Consider the following 26226-nt stretch of genomic DNA (forward strand, 5'->3'; position numbering starts at 1 on the left):
ACTGGTTGTTTGGACATTATAAACCTACTTTTCGAGTATTGGATTAATAGATTAAGACCAATTAAGCTGAGGCTACCTAGGAATAATTGAATCGTGCACGACTCCAAAGGAAAGTACAGTGACTACATTCGAAGAGAGTTTAATACAATTTGAACCAATGATTTCTGCCTGTATCCGAAAGCTAAATATCTATAAAAATCATGAATTATATAGACAAGCTGGGAGAATTGCTTTATGGCAAGCATGGATAAAATTCGATTCGGAGAAAGGAGAATTCGCACCATATGCATACCGATGTATATATGGTGCAATTCTGGACGAGTTAAAAAAGGAAAAACGTGTTGAAGAAACGATTCATCCAGTGGAGGAAGAAACATTAACAGTTCTCGTCGAGCAAACATTAGTAAAGAGTATAGAAAATGAAGATTTAGCTGTTGCATTGGAAAAACTCACGGAAAACGAACGAGATTTAATATTATGGATCTTCGTCGAGGGAATCTCTTTACAACAAGCTGCAACTCGAGCAGGAATTACGATTCCAGGCATAAAGAAAAGACGGGAACGAATGTTGATTAAATTACGGGATAATATATTGCAGAGTAAGTGAGTAGGAGTAGATATTGCATTTGATTTGCCTTTGTTTGCGAGATGATCTACCTTATATAACTTTAGTGAAGTCCCCTTCATTTCGTAAGGGGATTTCAGACTTCCATTAGATATCTCCTAGTATCTTTAAAAATACTCTCATTTAGTAGAACTTTAGATACTAGACTTATAGTATAATAGTGGAAAATCGGTTTAAAGGAGGAAAATTAATTGGTTCAAAAAGAACACAAATATAAATCTATAATTCCATGTTTTTTTGCGATACTTTTAATGTTGGTATTACCAATGATGGCAAGCGCAGAGGAATTAGCGCCCTCATTAAATGTAAAGCCGAACAAAACTTGGACAATTACATTCAATAAAGAAGTAGATCCTGCTAGTATCGATTCTAACTCCATTTTTGTTGTCGATCAGTTTGGAGAAAAGAAAAATGGAGAAGTAACACTTTCGACAGATCGAAAACGTGTACTTGTTGCACCGCCACTTGAAGGTTATATCAATTCAGCAACCTATACTCTACATATTACGAACAATATTAAAGATAAAGATGGAAATCCTATTTCATCATATAACTCCAAGAAATTCACAATTGAATCACCGGGTACTTTTGACGTGGTGAACATTCAGTCAAATGGATCTACTAACATTATAAAGTCTTACGCTACATACGGAGAAGCGATTACCAATTTGAAGGCTGATCAAGCTATACAGTATAAAGATAGTCTTATTAAAATGCCAGGTGGTTTGGTTGTAACAAAAGCTACTTCTACTAATGTGTTAACAAATATTTATTCTGACAAGTTTCTAACTAAAGTAATTACATATGTACCTTCTAATTCGGAACTGCTTTATATAGACTCGACAGATGCGTACGTAGAAGTGAATGTAGCTGGTAATACTATGTACATAAAACAAGAGAATAGTAATCTAATACCGTGGAATGCAGTAGCAGGAAGATCTTATTATTCCACTACAAATGGTCAACTTGTACATTCGATTTATTCTTTTAACACTGGATCGTATTCATCCTATCAAGTTGGGTCTGCACCTATTTTCATGACTTCCGGTCAAAAATATTACAGTGTTGACGGAACTCATTTTACAAACGCAAATGGTCAAGAAGTGGGGACAAGTTATCCATACTTCCAATATTTATCTGCTCGAAGCAAAACTAATTATACAGCTGAAGAAATCGATGCGTATATAATGTCCATGCTTCAAAAACTAGAGATAGAGAATCCAACTAATGTTCTGTACCAACAAGCAACTCAAAAAAGTAAACTTATTGGTCTTGGAACTTATTTAAAGCAAATAGAAGAAACACAGCAAATCAATGCCTTGTTTATCCTTGCTCTTGCCCAGCATGAAAGTGTCTATGGAATGAGCGATAGAGCACAACAATACAATAACCTTTTCGGATTATATGTAACAGATAACAACCCATTAGCCAAATATTTCGATACAGTAGAACAAAATATTAATGAACTAGTCACTGCTTTTTTGAACAAAAACTACCTCCCTGCAAACGCAGGCTATGCGAATGGTGCCGTCTTTGGAAATAAAGCAATAGGTATAAACCTAAAATACGCATCCGATCCATATTGGGGAGCAAAAGCAGCTGGCCATATGTATCGCATCGATCAAATGATGGGTGGCAAAGATTCTATAAACCAATATAAACTTGGTATTACAACGACAAGCGGTCTAATCGTTCGCACTGGTCCTGGGACTGAGTATGCAGCTGCATATAGATATACTAATAGTGGAATGCCTATAACAATTTTAGATGACAACTTACCAGAATCCGAATGGATCAAAGTCCTCTCTGACTCCTCTTCTTACGAGGAATTGTATATTCATCGTTCGTATGTTCGAGAGTTTCCGGTGAACTAACATATAATCTATTTGAAATTTAAAAACTTAGTAGACTAATGCTTTTTCATACATTATCGTCACCCTCTAACCTATTATATATATACTAAAAAAAGAGAGCACCCGTAACAAAAACGGAATGCTCTCTTTCAAATTGTAGTTAAATGTCAGAATTATTTCTGTCACAGGGACACTTCACTAATCAGTTATTGACTGGACTTCCTCCAACTATTAACGGGTTTCCAACATTCACATTAATTGTCACTTCATTTTTACCGTATTTAACAGTGATCGTTGTACTTCCTTCTGCTTTTGCTCTTACTAAACCGTTACTTACAGAAGCTACTTTACCATTTGCTACTGTATATTTTGCAGCTGTTGTAACATCTCTTTCTGTTGTTGTTCCATCTGGCATTGTTGTTACTTCTTTCATGCTTAGCTGTACTTCTTTTCCAGGTTTCAACTCGAGTTGCATTTGGTCGGCAACCATCGTGATTTCTGGTGCTGCAACCGTCACGTTAATAGTTAATTCATTTTTACCATAATTCACCTTAATGGTTGTGCTTCCAGCAGCTTTTGCTTTTACTAACCCATTTGTTGCTGTAACCACTTTACTGTCTGCTACTTTATATGTTGCAGCAGTTGTTACATCTTTTTCGATTACTTTTCCATCCGCTGTTGTTGTTACTTCTTTTAATTTTAGTTGTGCTTCTTTTCCTATTTCCAGATCAAGTTGTGTTACGTTTGCATCCAGTGTCACTACCGGTTCTGCAACGTTCACATTGACAGTTAATTCATTTTTACCATGTTTAACTGTAATTTTTGTTGTTCCCACTGCTTTTGCTCTTATTAAACCATCTGTTACAGATGCAACTTTACCATTTTCTACTGTATAAGTAGCGGCTTTTGTCACATTTTTTTCGGTTGTTTTTCCATCCAACGATATTGTTAACTCGCTCACCGTCAGTTGTAATTCTTTTCCAGGTTCCAAGTCAACTTGTGTTTTGTTTACAGATAGTGTAACTACTGGTTCTGCAACCTTCACATTAACAGTCAACTCATTATTCCCGTATTTAACAGTGATTGTTGTACTGCCTACCGATTCTGCTCTTACGATACCAGTGCTAGTCACGGAAGCTACTTTGCTATTTGCTACTGTGTACGTTGCAAAATTTGTGACGTCTACTTGTTTTTCTTTTCCATCTGCTCCGATAGTTACTTGTTTAATCGTTAGTTTGGATTCTTTTTCTGGTTCAAGAACAATGTCCGTTTTGTTTGTTGTCAGTGTCACTTTAGGATCGATCACCGTCACGTTGACAGTTAATTCATTTTTACCGTATTTTATCGTGATCGTTGTAATTCCAGCAGCTTTCGCTACCACTAAACCACCAGTTACGGAAGCTACCTTACTATCTGCAACTGTATATGTCGCAAATTTGGTAACATCTGTTTGTTTTTCTTTTCCATCTGCCCCTGTTGTTACTTCTTTAATCGTCAATTTTGATTCTTTTCCTGGTTCTAGCACGATATCTGTTTTATCTGTCGTTAGTTTCACTCCTGGTTCTGATACATCGACATGCACGGTTAATTCATTTTTGCCATGTTTCACCGTAATATCTGTACTTCCCGGAGCTTTTGCTGTAATGAGACCATCTTTCACGAAAACTACTTTTCCATCCGCCACTTTATACGTTGAGCCTTTTGTTACGTCTGTCGACTTTGGATTTCCATTTGCATCTGTTGTTACTTCTGTAATCTTCAGTTGTGCTTCTTTTCCTGGTGCTAAAACTACTTGTGTTTTGTTTGAAGTCAATGTCACTACTGGTGCTTTAACCGTCACATTTACAGTTAATTCATTTTTACCATATTTGACATTGATTGTTGTACTTCCTTCATTTTTTGCTTTTATTAAACCATTCGTTACCGAAACAACTTTATTATCTGCTACTTTATACGTTGCAGCTTTTGTTACGTCTTTTTCAGTTATTTTTCCATCTGAAGTTGTTGTTACTTCTTTAATAGTAAGTTGTGTTTCTTTTCCTGGTTCCAAAACAATATCTGTTTTGTTCGCAATTAGCGTCACTCCAGGTACGATAACTACTGGATCTTTTACGTTCACTTTTACAGTCACATTATTATTACCGTGGGAAATGGTAATCGTTGTGGATCCCTTTCCTACTGCAGTTACAAGTCCGTTCTTAACTTTTGCAACTGATTCGTCTGCTACCACGTACGTAGCTTCTGCAGTTACGTCTTTGTTCGTAGCTTCTCCTGTTGCTGGTGTTGAAGTTTCTGTTACAGCAAGTTGAGCTGTTCCACCAGTAGTTAAATCAAGTTCCGTTGGGTTTACAGAAAGCGTTAGAACAGGTTCAGAGTAAGCTACTTCAAACGAGTGCTCGGCTTTATTTCCAGCTGCATCATTAACATAGATTGTAACTATGTTTTTACCTAGTGTTAAGTTAGTAAGGTCGAGTGAGAACGTACCTTCTTGTTGGAGTTTCACTGGGCCTTCACCAATTTTTTCGCCTTTTGCATTAAGTGCTTCGTACGATACTGAGAGTTTTTCATTTACATCAAATTTATATCCAATAGTAACTAGATCCTTGATAAATTTAATGTAATCATCCTTAATTGTTCCCTTAAACTGATACTCAGATTTAAAGGTTTCAAGTGATTCCGCTGCATCGATTGTTGCTAATGTACTTTTCACGAATAATGGCTCCGGATCAGCATCGCCATACCAAGTACTACCACTAGTATTTGATGCATAAATGGCAAGCGAATAAGCTCCGTCAGCCATATTTACAATTTCACCATTACCATTTGTATATGTTCCATTAATCGGGTAAGAGATTGGTCCACTTGAAAAAGAACCTACTTTAGCGAAGACTGTTCCAATTTCATCCCCATTGTTTAGTAGGTCTGATAGTTCCACGGAGATTTCTCCATATCTAGTGGTCCCAGTTCCTCCTAATACCCCTGATACGGTCGATGATTTTTTTGTACTTTCACTATTAAGTGATAAGTCATAATTCGATACTTTAACATTGGATACACCAACAGCTTTTACGTTATTTGGCGTGAATTCTGCTGCAAATGGTAATGAAACTTCTTTTCCATTTCCTCTAATATAAATATAACCAAGAATTTCAGCTGCCGCAGTTACTGTTGTTTTTGGTGCACTCAATGTTACGTCGATCATTTCTGAGCCATTCAATGAGAATGTTGGTTTATTAACAGTAACCGTTGCCCCAGTGAAGGCTTTTGTAACTTGCACAGTAACCGTATAGTCCCCACCAAGTTTTGCAACATCTTCTACACGAATTTGTTTTGTTACCGAAATGTCTTTTTCAGATATCTCACTTAATTTCCCAAATCTTACTGTCCCTTTTTCGTGTTCTATTACTTTTCTCTGAATTATATTACTATCCAGCGCATAAGCAAGAACTGTTGGGAATGCAGCTTCATAAGGTTGGACTCGCCCAGGACCTTGTGCAAACACATCATAGGTAGTTAATGGACTTAATAATTTTGCAGTATTTGATAAGGCTACTTTCACATCGAATGGCGTCCAAGTTGGATTTGCTTGAAGAATTAACGCACTAATAGCTGCAATATGTGGCGTAGCCATTGAAGTACCTGTTTTTCTTGCAAATGCTCCGCTATAATCTGCTCCTGGAATGTCTTTTCCATACATAGGTATCGTGGACATTATATTCGTACCTGGTGCCACTACATCTGGTTTTATATCAAAATCTGGATTTGTAGGTCCACGTGAGCTTGAAGAACTCAACGTGTCTCCCCCACTTACCGTATTCGTAAAATTGCTAAATGAAATTTTTCCTGGTTTTGAAGCAAGCGCAGCTCTTAGTAACGTGCCTTCAGGGAAGGACATATCAAATGTCGTAATAAAGGCAAATCCAGAACCCTGATTAGAATTTATTAATCCAGTACCTGCATTATTATGAATAATAACTGCAACTGCACCCGCTTTTTTTGCAGCATCAATTTGTACAGGGAATGTTGGTGTCCCCCTTGAAACCAGTACTACTTTCCCCTTAACGTCAAGACCTTCATAATCCTTTACTGTACCAAAATTAGGTATGGCAACAAGATCATACTCACCAGTAAGTTGTTCACCTGGTTTGTCACCAAATTTATATGCCATATAATTGAGAGTATATGATTTGTCATATGACTCTGCTTTTACTGCTAGTGTTGCTCCTTTTTCCGTAATTGTAGGATTTGTCGAGTTCCCTACTGCAATGCCGAGTGCAGCTGTTGCTGGGCTTCCGATAGATCCACGAGCAGATCCTGAGTTCCCTGTAGCCACAGCCGCTACAGTACCTGCTAACATCGCATTGTTAATTGCGAATGCATCAGCTGTAACTGAACTCATGGAAGGTCCGCCTAGGGATAAATTAATAACATCCATTCCTTCTTCAACTGCTGCCTCAATTCCTCTAATAACCCACGAAGTATACCCACTTCCATATGCACCTAAAACGCGGTATACATGTAATTCCACTTCTGGAGCAAGACCACTAATTCTGAACTCATTTGCACCAATTCCTGCAATTGTTCCTGATACGTGTGTACCGTGAGAAGTGGCAAATGTACTACCAGCTTGTGTGACTGGTGTATTTGGATTATTTGGATCCCGGTCCAATGGAGCTGTTTCATAAGGGTCATTGTCATCTCTAGGACGGGCATAGTCCCCTCCATCATGAGGTACAAAGTTTTTGCCGCCTTTATATACACCAACGAATTCAGGATGATTGTAATCAATCCCTGTATCGACTACTCCAACTTTAATCCCTTTCCCTTTGAATCCTCTTGACCATACTTTTTCTATACCTAAGTGGGAAATGCTGGTATTATTTGCTTCACCAATATTTCCATTTGCCGCTTCGGAGTTTTCTTCCTCAATACTTCCGTTCTCTACACCAACATTTACAATTCCATCTGTGTTATCAAGTGCATATCTTAATTCGTCTGGCTCTACTAAAGTGACACCTTGGATGGACAGAATCTTTTTTAAATCACTTGCTTTCACTTTCGCACCAAAACCATTTAAAACTGTATGGAAAGTGTAGCCTTCTCTAAAGGAAATATTTTTCACTTTCATTTCTTTTTCAACTAAAACTTGCTGTGTTTTTACTTTTCGTTCCGCAGATGTTGCATCTGATGCTGTGAATTTTTTTCCACTTAACTCTTTAATTCCTTTTTCAAGTGCTACTGGATTTTCAGATAAATGAATAATTACAGCTACTTCTTCTTCCCCCGTTAAATCTTGTAAATCTTCATGTAACGTGGCTTGTGCATTTCTTAAAGCTAATTGTTCATTAATAGCTTTTTCTGCTTGTATTTTGCTTTCATTAGTAGCATTTTGAATATTTAGCTTGTCTCCAGTGTTTGCGAATACGCTCATTGGAGATAGCATCGTGAATACCATAATTAACGTCAAGAAAGCGTTAAAAAACTTATTAAGCTTTTTTTTCTTCAAGTAGTTTCCCCCTTTTGGCAATATTAATGACAATCTTTAACGCTAGTAGAGAGTTGAGTTTGTAGTACATTGATAATTACATATGCTTTAGATCCAGTCCTTTCTTTACTAATCACAAAGTTGAATGCAACAACACTCTCAATTGCAGATTCCTCAATCAATCGAATGCTGTACTGTACGATATGATGAATCCTTAGTCAAACAATTGTTACAGGAGTGTTATCGGTGCCTGGCACCAGTAACACTCCTGTAATAAAAGATAACTTGAATACTTTTTTAGTACGAGTTTTATAGGTTTTCTAATGCAAGATACCAGTTCCTCAATGAATTCTGGATTGTTTTAGAATCTGGTACCTTTACTCAGTTGTTGAGCTTTTTCAGCCACTTTATCAAAGTGAATAGAAATTAGTTAACTTCTAGAGTTTCTCCCACTACTAAAGGGTTTCCAACGTTTACAACAATTGTCACTTCGTTTTTACCGTATTTAACAGTGATTGTTGTAGTTCCTTCTGCTTTTGCTCTTACTAAACCGTTAGTTACAGAAGCTACCTTACTATTTGCTACAGTATATTTTGCAGCTGTTGTAACATCTCTTTCTATTTTTGTTCCATCTGGCATTGTTGTTACTTCGGTAAAGATCAGTTGTACTTCTTTTCCTGGTTTCAACTCAAGTTGTGTTTGGTCGGCAACCAATGTCACAACTGGTGCTTTAACGTTTACATTGACAGTTACTTCATTTTTACCGTATTTAACAGTGATTGTTGTGCTACCTTCTGCTTTTGCTTTTACTAAGCCATTTGCTACGGAAGCCACTTTACCATCTGCTACTTTATACGTTGCTGATGTTGTAACGTCTTTTTCTGTTGTTTTTCCATCCGCCGTTGTGGTTACTTCTTTAAATATCAGTTGTGCTTCTTTTCCTACTTCCAAGTCAATTTTTGTTTCGTTAGCAACCAGTGTCACTACCGGTTCTGTCACGTTCACATTGACAGTTAATTCATTTTTACCATGTTTAACTGTAATTTTTGTTGCTCCTACTGCTTTTGCTCTTATTAAACCATCCGTTACAGATGCAACTTTACCGTTTTCTACTGTATAAGTAGCTGCTTTTGTCACATTTTTTTCGGTTGTTTTTCCATCCAACGATATTGTTAACTCTTTCACTGTCAGTTGTAGTTCTTTTCCAGGTTCCAAATCAACTTGTGTTTTGTTTACTGATAGTGTCACTACTGGTTCTGCAACCTTCACATTAACAGTCAACTCATTATTCCCGTATTTTACAGTGATTGTTGTACTGCCTACCGATTCTGCTCTTACGATACCGGTGCTAGTGACGGAAGCCACTTTGCTATTTGCTACTGTGTACGTTGCAAAATTTGTGACGTCTACTTGTTTTTCTTTTCCATCTGCTCCGATAGTTACTTGTTTAATCGTTAGTTTGGATTCTTTTTCTGGTTCAAGAACAATGTCAGTTTTATTTGTTGTCAGTGTCACTTTAGGACCGATAACCGTCACGTTGACCGTCAATTCATTTTTACCGTATTTAACTGTGATCGTTGTAGTTCCAGCCGCTTTCGCTACCACTAAACCACCAGTTACGGAAGCAACCTTACTATCTGCAACTGTATATGTCGCAAATTTGGTAACATCTGTTTGTTTTTCTTTTCCGTCTGCCCCTGTTGTTACTTCTTTAATCGTCAATTTTGATTCTTTTCCTGGTTCGAGAACAATGTCTGTTTTGTTTGTAGTTAATGTCACCCCTGGTTCTGAAACAGTTACATTTACAGTTAATTCATTTTTATTGTGTTTTACAGTAATTGTTGTACTTCCTACAGCTTTTGCTGTTATTACGCCCTCAGATACGGATACCACTTTATTATCTGCTACTTTATACGTTGCAGCTTTTGTGACGTCTGTCTGTTTTGTTGTTCCATCTGCTGCTGTTGTTACTTCTTTAATAACCAGTTTTGCTTCTTTACCTGGTTCTAGATCAATTTGTGTTTTGTTTGAAGTCAGTGTCACGACTTGTGCTTTAACCGTCACATTTACAGTTAATTCATTTTTACCATATTTCACGGCAATTGTAGTGCTTCCTTCATTTTTTGCTGTAACTAAACCATTCGTTACCGAAGCAACTTTACCATCCGCAACTTTATAAGTAGCAGCTTTTGTTACGTCTTTTTCAGTTGTTTTTCCATCTGACGTTGTTGTTACTTCTTTAATAGTAAGTTGTGCTTCTTTTCCTGGTTCCAAAACAATATCTGTTTTGTTCGCAGTTAGTGCCACTCCTGGTACGATAACTACCGGATCTTTTACGCTCACATTTACAGTCACATTATTATTACCGTGAGAAATGGTAATCGTTGTGGATCCCTTTCCTACTGCAGTTACTAATCCATTAGTAACCTTTGCAACTGATTCGTCTGCTACCACGTACGTAGCTTTTGCAGTTACGTCTTTGTTCGTAGCTTGCCCTGTTGCTGGTGTTGAAGTTTCTGTAACAGCAAGTTGAGCTGTTCCGCCAGTAGTTAAATCAAGTTTCGTTGGGTTTACAGAAAGAGTTACTACTGCTTCTGGCTCTTTCTTTTCATAAATTAATGATTCTCCAACATTGCCTGCCTCATCTTTCACGATAACGGTTACAGCATTTGTATCAGCAGTTATCGGGAATGAGAATGATCCATCTTGTTCCAGATTGAATTTCACTGCTTCCTTTGTTACCCCGTTAATCGTCGCAATATAGGTCGCGTGTAGTTTTTCATTCAAATCATAATCCATATCATACAAATATAATTCTTTATTATAATCAATATATTTGTCAGTCACTTGCCCTGTAGCCACTTGATTTGTAACTGAGCCTTTAATTTCTGGTTTCGTTGTTTTAACGACAATCGGTCCAACGTAGGCACCAAGAGCTCCAGTAGCTGAACTTGCAGAAAAGTCAATCGTATATAAACCATCTGGAATCGTTGTTGCAGGCGCACTGCCCCATGGTTTGTACTGCCCAGCAACAGTTAGCGTATAGGAACCTTTTGCAAGTGAAGAAGCAGCATGTAAGTACCCAATGTAGCCATCGCCGTACTCTCCACCATCAGGATTCATGATATCCCAAATTTCGATATAGTTTGTTCCTACATTGCCGGTCAGCGTGAATGAAAGCACAGCCGAATCTTTCACACCGTCTCCGTTAAAGGAGAGGTCAGTTTCTGTTATTTTCATATCCTTAATATCTATTTTAACTACACTACTTAAGTCAGCTGCAAATGGCAATGAAACTTCGGAACCTCCACCGTTAATACGGATATATCCTATAATTTCTGACCCAGCTGGAGCTGTAGCTTTTGAAGCAGTCAATGTTACATTTAACAGTTGTTCGCCAGCCAACGTGAATGTTGGTTTGTCAACCGTCACTTTGGCATTACCAAAGGACTTGGTAACATCCACTGTCACATTATAATCTCCACCGGTACCCTTCTTATCTTTTACAAGAATTTGTTTCGTCACAGAAATATTTTGTGTTAGTGGCTGTGGACCGAATGTAACAGTTCCTTTTATATTATCAACAATTGCTCCAGTTCCATCAAGAACAGCCTTGTCAAGCGCATAAGCAAGTACACTTGGATGTGCCGCTGCATATGCATCCACACGTCCAGCACCTTGTGCGAACACATCAAATTTTGCTTTATCAAGAATTTTCGCTGTATTCGAAAGCGCTACTTTAACATCGAATGCATTCCAAGTTGGATTTGCTTGTTTGACAAGTGCTGCGATTCCCGCAATGTGTGGTGTTGCCATTGAAGTTCCAGTCTTGCGGTCATATGCTTTATCATAAACAGCATTTGGAAAATCTGCTTTGTACATTGGAATTGTTGACATAATATTCGTACCAGGTGCACTTACATCTGGTTTGATATCGAAGTTCGGTGTGGATGGCCCACGTGAACTAGAACTGTTTACCTCATCCCCAGTTGTTTTAGTAGAGGCAAACTTCCCAAACTTAACAGTTCCCGCTCCACCTTTTAATGCTGTACGAATTGCATCGCCATCTGTTTGAGACATATCATACGTTGGGATGAATTCAAATGAATCACCTAGGAAAGTTCCTGATGCATTTGGAGCATTCGTACCACCAGCAAAGTTATGGATAATTGTTGCTACTGCTCCATTTGCTTTTGCATACGCAATTTTATCTACAAATGCAATACTACCCCGAGAGATCAGTGCAACTTTACCTTTTACATCGATTCCTTGATAATCCTTCGCTTCACCGTTTCCAGGAATTGCGACTAAGTCGAATTCACCTTGAAGCTGTGTTGCTAAATCTTTCCCAAAAGTAGTTCCCATCAATTGGATCTGTTTAGTTAGATTGAAGGCACCAACTGTGACATTTACTTCTCCGTTGTACATCGTTTCTGGGTTCGTTGTGTTACCAACTGCAATTCCTAAACGAGAAGTAGACGGAGTTCCTATCGTTCCTCTGTTTGGACCTGAATTACCTGTTGCTACAACAGCGATTGTCCCAGCCATCATAGCGTTATTGATTGCGAAAGATCCGCTATCCGTTTCTGAGTTATTCTCCCCACCTAGTGATAGGTTAATAACATCCATCTTTTCAATTACAGCAGTGTCAATTGCTTTTATAATCCCTGAGTTAGACCCACTTCCATATGCTCCGAGTACTCGGTACATATAAAGATCTACTTTAGGCGCAATACCTTTAATGCCGTATTCATTCGCACCAATCGCAGCAATTGTACCTGCTACATGAGTACCATGAGAAGTGTAGAACGCACTACCTTTATCATTAAATTCAGGTGTTCCAGCTGGGCGTTCCACTGGTGAAGTTTCCGATGCATCATTATCTGCACGAGTTCTTGTATAAGTGGATGAATTCGGGATAAAGTTCTTTCCACCTTTATAAATTCCAGCAAATTCTGGATGATTTGCATCGATTCCAGTATCAAGTACTGCAACTTTAATGCCTTGTCCTTGAATTCCTTCGTTCCAAAGCTTTTCTATTCCTAGGAATGAAATGCTAGTATTCATCTTTGCATCTAATTGCGCATCTTTACTTGGCGTTGTTGTATTAATTGGTTTAGATTTTTTTGGTTCTTCCAACGCATAAACTGTTACATCAGGTTCCACTAATGTAACTCCATGAACAGTAAGAAGTTTTTCTAGATCATCAGCTTTGACAACCGCTGCAAAACCGTTCAATACTGTATCAAATGTATATCCTTGTTTAATATTAATATTTTTTACACTTAATTCTTTTTTTACAGATGCTTGTTGTGCTTTTACTTTCGTTCTTACTTGATTTTCCTGAGCGCTTGAGAACGCTTTTCCTTTTAACTCGTTTATTCCTTTTTCAAGGGCAACCGGTTTTTCAGATAAATGAATGATTACTGCAACTTCTTGATTGCCGGAAAGGTTTTGTAATTCTTTGTGTAGTTTTGGACCGCCATCCAACAAGTCCAGTTGCTCCGTAATTGCTGCTTTTTGTTGCATCGTACTTTCGCTTGGAATATTTTGTTTGAATGGTTTTGGTACTACATTTGCAGATGCAGTCGTCGTCGGAATTATCAACGAGAAGACCATAGCTAATACCATGAACACACTAAATAACCGATTAACTAATTTTTTCTTCAATATATTTCCCCCTTTAGTACAGATAATTTCACTTTATGAAACTATGAGTTTTACTACCCTCTTTGCTAATGTTGTTTAATAGAGACCGCATCCTTCCTATGGATTAACATATGCATAATGTGATACTGTCCTAATGTATGTGCTAGTCCATGCTTCTATGACGTTTTGAAATAAAAGATATGACTATTTATTCGTCTATTAATCTTTTTTAAGAAACCTGTAAAGTAGTTTCTAATTTACTTATTAGACATTCTTTTCCAAAGTCCAAAACAAGTCGTTCTAAATAATCTTATTAAAACAGAACCTATTATTTACTCTTTTAACTTTTTCATTTTATTAGTCGCCTCCTGTGAATTTAAAGTAAAAATCAATTTTCGATACTGCAAGAGATTTATATGGTGAATTACCGTGATTAGAGGTAATACCACGTACTCTACATTAATATTTGAATTCTAGTTTATCAATAAATTTCATCCGACAATTCAGATTAGTCAAACTATTCAACAGTAATTGCTGTCGAATTATTACTGTCCAAAGCCATTTTGTTTTTCAATAATCGTTATTTCCCTATCAATCCAACACGTTATTTGTTATGAATAAAAAAAAACGTCAAAAAAGGTAATTTTCACTTGGCGAAAATTTTTTCTTGTCATAATATGAAACCTTATATTTCAGGCGAGATAAGGTGTCATTTTGTGCGGATATATTTTAGTAAGAACGGTTAACCGCTTGCCTTGGGAGAAATCTGGTGTTGAGTTGGAAATGCTTTAAAATATTGCGAGTATGGAGTTTCTGAGTTACTCCGTTGATGTTCTTCCGAGATTTTTAAAACGATAATGAGACAACTTAAGCAGGTGTCTGTTACTTTCTTTGCAGAATATTAAATTTATTCGCTTCATATGATTTTAGTAAAGGAGGAATATTGGGTGCACTGTTCGGATTGTGGGAACATTCAAATTACTGGCAAGTTTTGTAGTACATGTGGAAATAAATTAGCAGAGCCTATCTTGGATTCGGAAAGCATGCTTGCGAAAGAAGTTACTATAACGAGACGAGAGGTTGAGCCTAATGTCCATATGCAAAATATGAAACAATGGTTCAGTGAATACCGTACTTATTTTTCGAAACAATTAAGAAAGCCTTCCCTTGCGTTTAATCGGGGCGAAATGGAGTTATCAAATGGACTAACTAGTATTATTTTATTTATAGTACTTTTTACTACATCTTTGTTTTTACTAACGAAAAGTTTAAACATATCCATTGAGCCAAGCTTCGTATCATTTTTTATGAAATCGTTTTTGCTAACATTAGTTTTAATCGGAATCCCTGTAATTTCAATTTTTATCGCTAACTATGTTTTTGGGCCACAGCACACATTGAAAGAAATTGTCGGCTTCTATGGTGGACAATTATCTCCGCTCCTTATAGGAGTAACTGTTTCCTTATTTCTTATTTTTGGTAATTTTTATAGGTATGGGAATATCATTTTAACTATATGCCTGATTTTTGCTATTTTTATCCTCCCGCCTTATATAATAGTTTTTTTAATCACAAAGAAATCCACTGATGTTGATCCTCTCTATGGCTTGATGTTATACATACTCTTTTTTGCGGTTGTGTTTTTCCTCTTCCACATCGTTATTTCTGATTCACCAATAGTTGAATACTTTCAAAACCTAAATTACTTCTTTTTATAAACCAAAAAGCTGCTCCAGCAAATAATTTGCTGGAACAGCTTTCTAGAAAGTCATTAGAATAGGGTCTAGTCTTCGTTGGAGTACCTATGGTTGCCAGTTTATACAAAAAGTTGAATAGCTCTTTTTGTTTAATCTCATGCAGTAATTTTTTGAGATTTCGGCATTCCTTTATAAGCCGTATGAGTTGCTGGGAGTTCGGCAATCAAAAGATTTTATTATCAGCTTCTAGTTTTTTTTACTTTCTTTTGGTTCAACGGTAAGATAGACTGTTTGTACGATTTTCGTGCCATTAGCGCTTTTTATTTGAAATTCTACATCTCCAGAGATTGGTTGCTCGCCGGCTTTTGGTTGATTAATTTGTTTTCCTTTAAGCATTCCTGGTGGCGAAGTCAGGATAGTTACTGTATATCCGGCTTCGAGAAGGTTTGTAGCTTTGTTGACCAAATTGTCACCGTCGACTAAGACGCCGATTGCTTTTGCCGACACTTTCGATGCCTCCGCTTTTATTGCTCTGAAATCTGCTAATTCATTCTTTAGTTTTTCAGAGTTTGTTACTAATGCTGTTTGTGTTTCTGTCAATTTCTCATAAGCTATTCGTGCAGCTTCAAGAGTTTCTATATAATCACTATTATTCTTTTTGATTGCTGTTATTAATTTTACTACTTCTTGAGCTTTTTCCTTATCATCCGAGGCTACTTTCAATACTTCAAGGGCTTCCTCTGCATTTGTTAATGCAGTAATATTCACCACCATTGCTTGTTGATCTTCCGATAGCGCTTCATATGCTGCTCGAGCTGCCAGGATTTGAGTTTCATGCTTTAATGTTACCTTATTTGCTGCTGGAAGAGCGGCGATCAAAGATTTTACTGCGTCAATTGCTAGTTTACTTGAATCTTTTGGTTCTACGGTTAGATCGACTGAATGTTCGATTTTTGTACCATTGGCACTTTTTACTTGAAATTTTACCGGTCCATTAATCGCTTCTTCACCAACGCCCGGTTGAACAATTAGATTTCCTTTAAGCATTCCAGGTGACGAAGCCGAGATTGTGACTGTATATCCAGCATCGAGAAGTGCTGTTGCTCTTTTTACCAAATTATCACCATCGACTAATACGCCGATTGCTCCCGCGGTTAATTTGGATGCTTCCGTTTCTACGTCTGCGAAATCCGCTAGTTCAGTTTCTAGTTTTTCGAAGTTTGTTACTAATAATTGCTGCGTTTCTGTCAAATTTTTATAAGCTGTTTGTGCATCATCGAGAGCTTTTTTATACTTAACTGCAGTATTATTTTTATTGATTCCGTCAATTAATTTTGTTACATCTTGAGCTTTTTTCTTATCCTCTGCAGCGGCTTCTACTTTCGCAATTTCAAGGGCTTTCTCCGCCCTTATTAATGCAGTAATATCCACCATTGCTTTTTGAACGGCCGTCAATTCTTTGTATGCTGCTCTGGCTGCTTCGATTTGCGCTTTATCTTCAACTGTTACAAACACTGGAAGAGCTACAATCAATGCCTTTACCACTTCTGATGCTTTTTTGTTAGCTTCATTTTCTTTTGCAATTACAAGAGCTCGTTCTGCTTTTACTAATGCAGTAGTATCCACCATTGCTTGTTGATCTTCCCCCAATCCCTCGTAAGCTGTTCGAGTAGCTTGAATTTGAGCTTCATCTTCAACTTTTACATTCACTGGAAGTGCTGCAATCAATGACTTTACCACTTCTATTGCTTGTTCGTTAGCTTCTTTTTCCTTTGTAATTACAAGAGCTTGCTCTGCTTCTTCTAATGCAGTAATATCTCCTACCAAAACTTGTTGAACGTCTGTCAATCCTTCGTATGCTGCACGTGCCTCTACTATTTGTGCTTCATGTGTAACTTTTACATCGACTGCTGCTGGAAGGGCTTTTATCAAAGATTTTACTTCAAAAGCTTTCTCTGCATCCGTTAATCTAGTAATATCCACCATTGCTTTTTGAGCGGTTGATAACTTTTCATACGCTGTTCGTGCCGCCTTGATTGCTTTTTCATCATTGAGATTTGGTGGTGTTAAAAGAGCATTTATCAATGCAGTCACCGCTCTTGCGGCTGTTCTATTTGCAGAAGCTCTATCATCAGCATCGGTGTTGTTTTTACTATTTCCACCACTTGTCGGTGATGGAGGAGGAGTGGGAATTGAGAGGACTAATCCAGCCTCTTTACTTACACTGTCCACTTCTTTCATTAGCTCCACAACCATAGGAAAAGCATTGGATGAAGGTAACTTCTCTAATAGAGGAAATATAGTTTCTAATATTTTTCTCGCTTTTTCTGCTTGGCCTAAAGCTAATAAAGTTTCTGCTTCTTTTACTTTCATATAAATCGTGACAGGAACAATTAATTGATCTCGTTTCAAGTTGGCTGGGTTTTTATACTGTTCTATCAATAAATCTCTGGAAGCTTTTCCTGTAAACCGGTATAGAATATCGGTGCGGGTATTAAGTTGTACGGATAATTTATGATATGCTTTTTCAAGTTCCGACCAGTCTTTCTCAGATTCCGCTTGTTTTATCTTGACCATGATAGGATTCAGGTATTTATCTACATAATTGAATGCATCAATATAAGGAATGAGTCCTTTTGTTAATCTATCATTATACAATGTATCTAACTCTTTCAGTACTGATTCTTTATTTGATAAATCTGATTTTATTACCAAGCTTCTTGCATTTTGGTAGTTTTCTTTCGCCAAATTCAATACTTGATATAGTTCTTGACTTGAAATAACTCTTCCGTTCTCTGCTGGTTTTACATAAGCATATGTTGCATTCTTCATGTCAATTTTCGCTCTATCAATCGTTTCTTGGATTGAACTATTTGCGAAACTAACATTTGAATAAGTTAGTAAAGATGTCGTTATCACTACTGCTACAACGGACTTTTTCAAGTTTTTCTTTTTCATGACTCGCCTCCAATGAAATTTTGATAATTACTTTATTAATAAAGTAATTATCATGACTAAAGCATTACCATACCCCCCTAACTTTATAACCATGATTATCTTTTATCAATAATATTTATCCGACAATTCATAACATTGTAATAACAATAAGTCATAATATCTCACTTCATATCTTTTTTGGGTTAAAATTAAATGTAGGATTGCAAACTTTCTATCCATTTATTTGTCGTAATCATTAATATTCCATCAAAAAAAGTCATTCAGCTAGACTAAATTTTGTCGGAATTTTTTTCTACTGTTCCATTAGTCAGTTTGGATATTTAAACAAAATAGGGTTCATAAACCTTGCAGTGAAGCTTGAATTTTTTCATACGAAGGAATTCAGATGTAATAACTTTTAAACATTTTACATATATTCAACGTAAACTAATTAAAAAATAGGAAATTCTACAATTTGTGTAAATGCAACTAGTTTTTCTGAATGATAGGATAGTAGCCATTTCGTTGTACTATAATCTTCTTTAACAGTTTCTTTATAATCTGTTAACCGCGCAATGGCTTGGATTTTGGCTTCATCCAGTGCATCTTGGTCTCAGCACTTATATCAATGGATGCTTTCTATTTTTCTACAGTACCACCATCTCTAATCATACTCACACAGAATCAGTAAATTTTTTAACAGCAAAAGGAAAATTACTAACGATTTCTCAGATAATATCCTCATACATCAAATAGAAAAAAAGTAGAAAGCAATCGAAGTTTTCATTTCGGCCGCTTACTACTTTTTACTTACTTGAATCGAGGATTACTATTAGAATAGTCTAGAATTTACCTGACACAGTTCACTAGAGCTTGCTCTGCTTTTTCTAATGCAGTAATATTTACTACCAACGCTTTTTGCACGCCTGTCAGCGCTTCATACGCTGCACGTGCCTCTTTTATTGGTGCTGCATGTGGAACTTTTATATCAACTGTTGCCGGAAGGGATTCTATTAAAAATATCACAACTTTTGCTGCTTGTTCATTTATTACTTTATTTTTAACTACTTCGAAGACTTTTTCTGCTTCTGTTAATCTAGTAATATCGACCATTGCTTTTTGAACGTTTGTTAACTTTTCATATGCTGCTCGTGCCGCGTAGATGGCTACTCCATCACTGACATTTACTTTTGATGCTAATGGAAGAGCATTTATCATTGTAGTCACCGTTCTTGCAGCTGCATTATTAGAAGAGGTTCCATCATCGTTCTCACTAGGTGATACAGAAGTAGGAGACAAGATGACTAATCCAACAGCTTTACTGGCACTCTCCACTTCCTTTTTTAACCCCCTAATCATAGGAAAGGAACTTTCGGTAGGTAACTTCTCTACTAACGGTATTATAGTTTTTAATGTTTTATTTGCTTCTTTCGTACTACCTATATACAATAGAGTCTCGGCTTCTTTTACTTTCGAATAAATTGTTACAGGAACATTTAATTGATCTAGTTTCAAGTTTGCTGGTTTTTTATACTGTTCTATTAGTAAATCCCTTGTAGCTTTACCTGTAAATCTGTAAAGAATATTAGTGCGGGTATTAAGTTGTACGGTTAATTGATGGTATGCTTTTTCAAGTTCCGACCAATCCTGTTTAGATTCAGCTTGTTTTATCTCGTCCATGATAGGGTTTAGGTATTTATCCACATAATTGAAAGCATCAATATAAGGTATGAGTCCTTTTGTTAATTTTTCATTATACAAAGTTTCTAACTCTTTTAGTATCGCTTCCTTGTTTGACCTATCTGATTTTATTACCAGGCTTCTAGCATTTTGGTAGTTTTCCTTCGCCGATTTCAACACCTGGTAGAGTTCTTGACTTGAAACTATTCTTCCACTCTCTGCCGGTTTAACATAGGCATTTGCTGCTTCATTCATGTCAGCTTTCGCTCTATCAATCGTTTCTGTTAAGTAACTTTTAGCGAAACTTACATTTGAATTAGTTAGGAAAGATACCGCTATCAACACTACTACAACCCTCTTTTTCATCTTTTTCGTTTTCATGACTCACCTCCAAGTAATTATCATGACTAAAGCATTGTTTACTTACCTTACTTTATAACCAAAAATATCCTTTATCAACACAATTAGAACGACAATTCACAACATTCTAATAATTAAAGTCAGAATATTGCTTTTTCGATCTTTTTTAGAATGAATTAATGTGTATTTTACCATCAATCTATCCACTTTTTTGTCGTAATATTTAATATTGCATCAAAAAAAGGCATTCACTTTGACTAAATTTTGTCGTTATTTTTATTACTTATCCATTAGTTATCTTGGATATTTAAAATCAAATAGGAGTACTGTCCTCACAATGAAATTAGAATTTTTTCTTACAAAGGAATTCTGATGTGATAACTTTATTTTTAACGAAACTTATTAAAACCAAATTCTACAAATTGCGTAAATGCAAACATCTGTATATAGATATACCAATATTGGAATGCCTAATAACTATTTAGTATTTTCACTTACTAGAATCAGACTGGATTAAAGTTTTTTCTGACTCATCTGATTGAAGAGTTGATTGTATGTTAATTCCCAATCATATAATTAAATAAATCCACTCAAGGTATCAAACTCCTGAGTGGATTTTGGTTTAATTCTTAAGACAATTATGTTCTGAAACACTTATTGAAATATTGTTACACAACACATGCTGTTACTTAGCATATTTTAATATAACTGTTCCTTTAGATTGTGATTCAGCTATATTGTATTCTAGTCTATCTTGGTTTACTAAACCAGTCGTAGCAACAATGATAAGCGAAGCAGAATTATGAGCAAAGCCAGCCTCTATAGATATAAAATCAACAACTTTAAGTGTATGACTATCTACATATTCGACTTTTACTACAGCAGTTCTGCCGTAACCGTCATTTATTGTAATTGTACCGGTTAAATCTTTTTTTAATTCATGTCTATAAGATGGATTAATGAACGAGAAATCTAGTGTATCAAATATAGTCAATCCATTATTGTCTCTATCATTTAAAATAATTTCAGTTGAAGCAAACGTGCCTTCGTTAATGATAGCGGTAGCTGGATTATTTGGATTTTCAGATCCTTCGCCGTTTTGTCCGTCTTTACCAGGAGCATATTGATACGCTTCAAATATATTCGCTATATCTTGTATCAAGCTTATCGATCCAAGAGTCCAATCCCCATTGTCATCTACTTTAGTTGTACCAATAAACACACCGTTTCGATAAACATGAACAGTATAGCCTGCTTCAGCAGTTCCGCTTATGATATAACTGGAGCCATCGTATGTTACAGGGGAGTGTGCTGGGTTTGTAATTTCTAATTTTTCTGCCTCTGTTACATCAGATGTGATGTTCCAAGTAGAAATATTTTCTTCTTTTATTTCATAACCAATTGTAATAGAGTCACCACTAGAAAGTGCTCCTTTAAATACTTCTTGTGTCACTTGTTGTCCACGAATGAAAAATAGATCATTATTATCCCATTTGTATTTGAAACCATTCATATAGATATAGTTATTCTCTTTGAATATATTGGTGCTTATACTATTAAAATTATAAAAACCGCTAACGTTCTGTAATTGGAAAAAATGAGTTAGAGGTGCTTTTTTACTCTTTTGATTTCCATCCAATTTTTGAATTATTGGTTGAACATAGGTTACTGAAGTAGCGTTAGCTGGTGCAATAATAAACGTTAAGTTACCATATAGATCTGTGAATACTGTAATTTCTTGTCCTACATTGCCTACAGAGCCATTTGCGGAAGTAATCACAGCTGTGGTAAAAGACGTTTCAGTAGCAGGGCTTGCCTCCATTAAGTTAATCTTTACACGACCTACGTATGGAGTGCCGTCCGAATTAGTCAAATTAGCACGATATACACGATTATTTGTAGTTTCCAAGTAAGAAACATCTGTATCATATAGTGCAATGCCTGAAGTATCAGCAACCGCATCTGTTTCAAAATTTAACTTATAGTCTTTCCAAGTGACTGTGTATTTTGTCGAAGAATCCAGATCAGAAGTTGTTAAAATAACTGTTTTTTTGTCTTCTGATAATTTAGACGCTTGTACGGTTTCTCCAGAAATTTTAAATTGACCGGCCTCTAAGCCAACTAAAGGGATGGAATATTCTTTTGAAAAATGAACTTTAACTGTGTTTTGTCCATCAGACGACACGGTAAGTGGTTGCAATGGTAAAGATTTCATTACATCATTATAACTTTTCTCCAATTGACTTAGGAAAGTAAAATTTTCCTTGTTAAAAGTTATGTAATATTCTGCTTTTTCTAATTCACCCCCTGCTTCTGCTAGCTTATTATCCTTTATAAAAGATAAAGCATTTTCTATATACATTTTCACAGTAACATCATATTTAACTTGATCAATTAACTTTTCCATAGCTGGTTTCACTGCATTTCGAACACCATCACGAGTGGATTGTCCATAGACGCGATCTAATAGTTTTACTTGTTTACGGTATTCCGCAGTTGCTATGTGGTACGCATTTTCTACTTTCTCTAGGTCTGCTGATTTAATAGCTTGATCTAGATTTTTTGTTAAATCTGTAATCTTTTCACTTGAGGTAATCGCATCGATGTAAGCTTGCGCACGTTTTATATGTATTTTTGGTTCAACCAGCTTAGCTTGTACACTGAGTTGTTCAGAGGTTGTAAGACTAGTTGATGCAGTTTCCACTGTTTGAAGCGTTTTCTTAGCAATGTTGTACTGATTATAAGGACGCGTTTTAAAATCAGCAGATCCTTCTACTGAAATAGCCCATTTTAATATAGTACCAGCATTCTGTGCGTCGATAACTAGTTGGTTTATATTTGTTGCCGCTTCGGCGTTTTGCGTTGGTGCTGCAATGATAGCAGCAATAGCAATTGAACATGCAATTTTGATAGCTTTTTTTCTCATAACTTTAGATCTTCCTTTCAGCGATAACTCTCTTTTTTACTTAACAAATGAGAACCATATTCTTCATTAAATAATTTTAACATGGTGAAGCTATATCCAACGAAACCAAAGTATTCCTCTATAGAAAGAAATATACATACAAAAAATACCCTACAATATGTAAAGCCGTTAAAGGTAAATTACCCTTTAACGGCTTTTACACATTATTAAATTAGTATCCGCTAATCTGAATCACGAATTTACAGTCATGTTCAGACCCCTATGGAGCCCATCATTGCTATGAATTTCTTATTGCATTAAGCCACAGAATTATAAATATGAGAAACACTAATATTGCCGATTCATGAATTACAGTAAACGCTATACTAATGTGAGCGGTTTTCCTCAAATATCTCACTTTCATTTTTACTGAATTGTTTGATTGGAAAGTGAGGAAACTGGAGTTATCCCAATACAGAATTAGTCCAAAATGCTATACACATATCTTAAAGAAACGATGATTGCATTAGGATACAACAAATATAAAGTCAACAAAAAACCGTTAAAGGAATTATCCTTTAACAGCTTCTGCCCGTTCTATTTTAATATCCTGTAATTTTAAGCCCTGTAGGTAATGACAAAACGAGACCATACGCATTTGTAACGCCCTCAATTGCAATAACTTCTAGTGAAGTTGGTGCGGTTGGTAATGTTTCAACATCTCCTGCATCCGGGTCTGTGTCGGGAGTTTTATCGTCTACTTTTGTAGGAAACTTGATTTTAAATCCGTTTGTTACAGTAGTGAAAGTTACTCCGTCTACACCATGTGTAAATTTAATCGCTTTCCCATCTGTACCTTTTACCGTGATGGATGGTGATTTCGATAATACAACTTGATCTTGAGCTACTGTCGTTCCATTTGCACGTTTTACCGGAGCGACTGTGAAGGTTACTTCTTTTTTCGATACGTCTTCACTAATAGTGGAAAGGGCAAATGGTCCTTCTACTACTCGAAATGCTGTTGCAGTTGATGTGTTAAGTGCAGGAGTGGTCTTGCCTGCTGCCTGCTGCATAATGTAGAAAGTTGTTAGGTCAATTGGGTCCACTTTTGTATTTGTATTAAACTCCCAAGCACCTGTTGTAGCATTCATTCTTACTTTTCCAAGGTAAGTACTTGAATTTTTGAAAAAGAATAGTTCGTCTCCCGGTTGTCCATATCCTGATAATTTGATCGAATTACCGATCATTCGGTAAGCAGTAGTTCCAGATTTATACGCAAACTCGTTGTCTAGTGCTAAATTGTAAAAATAATAGTTTATAGCGATATTGAATGATGAGCTGGATGTCGGTTGATAGGTTCCATTGACCGTATCTTCGATGTTTAAAGCATATTTGAATGAATCAAAGGTTACCGCAATTCCCTCATTTTTGTACGTATCGCTATAACCCTTTAATATATACTTCAATCCATCTGCAGTAACGAAGTAATTATTATACGAATCTACATAATATACTTTCTTATTGGATATAGTTCCTGCTTTTGCAGGTGCGTAAAAGTTTATCGTTCCTGATGTTTGTGTGTCTACTACTTTATTATTCTCTAGTCTGTTAAATGTAATAACCTTATCAATCGCAGCAGTGTTTTCGTTATTCGCAGTAAAAGTAATCGTAACTACCCCATTTTTATCAGGCATTACATTTACACTTTTTGCTCCTACGATTACGTTCTCTATCCCATTTATCGTTAATAGTTTTACTCCAGCTGGAATATCAACTCTTATATTATTATAGCCATAAGAACCATAGAAAGTAGCCGATAACGCAAGTACTTCTGATGTTTCTCTATGTTGAGTAGTCATGTTTCCTATTTGAATAGGAACAATGCTGCCTGGAACTGTAAAGCTAACTGAACTTCCTTTATATTTCACCGCATATTTCATGCCAGGTGTTTGTGTAGAGGTTGTAAGTGTTACTGTTAATCCATCTTTACTTAATGATGCATTTGTTACGGATAAAGCGTTATCAAATGCAAACTCATTAGCTTGAATAGACGAAACTGCTCTATTCAATTTTACAGATACAGTTGTGTTATCTACTCTGGATATAGATGCAACTTGAACCGGCAAAGAATTAGTAGCAGTATTTACATTCTTTTGTAAAGTACTTTTCCAATTCAAATTGTTTCCATTCAGAATTGCTTGTGCTTCATTAATTTTCCAAGTAGCTTCCGTAGTTCTAGATACTCTTATATCCTCTATCGCAGCTTTCGTTAACATATGAACTGTCACATCATTTTTTAACTCTTTAATTAACTTCTCCGCAGGACCTTTTACTGCATTACGAATTTTATCACGAGTGGACTGCCCGTACACTCGATCTAGTAAAATCGTTTGTTTACGGAATTCGGCCGTCATTTCGTGATACGCTTTTTCCACTTTGTCTAAATTATTTTCACTAACTGCAATTGAAAGTGCACTCGTTTTTTCATTTATCTTTGTACTAGCAGTAATCGCATCCAGATACCCTTGTGCACGTTTCAATTGAGTTTTAGGATCTGCTAACCTTGCATCATACACCATTTGCTCTGAAAAACTCAATTTCATGATTGCTGCTTCCGCATTTGCAATTGCTGTTTTTGCATCATTGTACTGGTTCCAAGGTTGAGTTACCCCATCAGCGGACCCTTCTACTGAAATTGCCCATTTTAATACGTTACTTGCATTTTGTACATTCGCCATCAATTGCTCTATATTTGCCGCCGCATCCACTTGTTTACCTGGTGCAACTGCCACAAATGCCGATGCGGCAACTGCTGAGGCAACGCCAATTTTAATTGACTTCTTCATCATATTTTTACTCCCCTTTGTTATCAACTTACATTTTTTATTTTATATGAACACAAAATTATTACCAGAAAATATGTGTATGTACATTTCTATTCTTCTAATTACGTATTCTACACTCCATATCAATATTCCTTTTTTCTAAATTATTCCTTTACTATATATTAGTACGACTAGTATCAAAAAAAGTTT

At 36.2% G+C, this 26226-nt stretch carries 9 protein-coding genes; 3 read left to right on the forward strand and 6 right to left on the reverse strand.

All coding sequences use genetic code 11. The features are described from left to right. The first annotated feature begins 118 nt into the window (after window positions 1-118). Window positions 119-607, forward strand: coding sequence for a sigma-70 family RNA polymerase sigma factor (locus tag ACTSKG_RS08690; RefSeq protein WP_464757785.1), 489 nt, complete (start codon window positions 119-121; stop codon window positions 605-607). Between the two features lie 209 nt (window positions 608-816). Beyond that, entirely contained in the window at window positions 817-2499 is a 1683-nt protein-coding gene (locus ACTSKG_RS08695) for an Ig-like domain-containing protein (RefSeq protein ID WP_464757786.1), read from the forward strand. Window positions 2500-2680: 181 nt separating this feature from the next. Here the strand turns inward: ACTSKG_RS08695 and ACTSKG_RS08700 are convergent, their stop codons facing one another. Beyond that, a complete protein-coding gene (locus tag ACTSKG_RS08700) occupies window positions 2681-7984 on the reverse strand; it encodes a S8 family serine peptidase (protein WP_464757787.1) in 5304 nt (1767 codons plus the stop codon). 405 nt (window positions 7985-8389) lie between these two features. Further along, a complete protein-coding gene (locus ACTSKG_RS08705) occupies window positions 8390-13633 on the reverse strand; it encodes a S8 family serine peptidase (protein ID WP_464757788.1) in 5244 nt (1747 codons plus the stop codon). Window positions 13634-14559: 926 nt separating this feature from the next. Between ACTSKG_RS08705 and ACTSKG_RS08710 the strand changes: the two genes are divergently transcribed. Next, window positions 14560-15330, forward strand: coding sequence for an eS27 family ribosomal protein (locus ACTSKG_RS08710; protein WP_464757789.1), 771 nt, complete (start codon window positions 14560-14562; stop codon window positions 15328-15330). A gap of 225 nt (window positions 15331-15555) precedes the next feature. On the opposite strand, the gene ACTSKG_RS08715 is transcribed toward ACTSKG_RS08710, so the two are convergent. The 4 genes from ACTSKG_RS08715 to ACTSKG_RS08730 all read right to left on the reverse strand — a co-directional run bounded on the left by ACTSKG_RS08715 (window position 15556) and on the right by ACTSKG_RS08730 (window position 26040). Continuing rightward, window positions 15556-18267 (reverse strand): hypothetical protein, encoded by a 2712-nt coding sequence (locus ACTSKG_RS08715; RefSeq protein WP_464757790.1) that lies wholly within the window; start codon window positions 18265-18267, stop codon window positions 15556-15558. A gap of 828 nt (window positions 18268-19095) precedes the next feature. Then, complete coding sequence (locus tag ACTSKG_RS08720) at window positions 19096-20307, reverse strand: hypothetical protein (protein ID WP_464757791.1); 1212 nt, start codon at window positions 20305-20307, stop codon at window positions 19096-19098. A gap of 664 nt (window positions 20308-20971) precedes the next feature. After that, on the reverse strand, window positions 20972-23212 hold the full coding sequence (locus tag ACTSKG_RS08725; protein ID WP_464757792.1) for a hypothetical protein: 2241 nt from the start codon (window positions 23210-23212) through the stop codon (window positions 20972-20974). Window positions 23213-23793: 581 nt separating this feature from the next. Then, window positions 23794-26040: a hypothetical protein gene (locus ACTSKG_RS08730; RefSeq protein WP_464757793.1), complete on the reverse strand. Its 2247-nt coding sequence runs from the start codon at window positions 26038-26040 to the stop codon at window positions 23794-23796. Between the last annotated feature and the right edge of the window lie 186 nt (window positions 26041-26226).

It is taken from the genome of Psychrobacillus syltrankelensis (assembly GCF_055454035.1).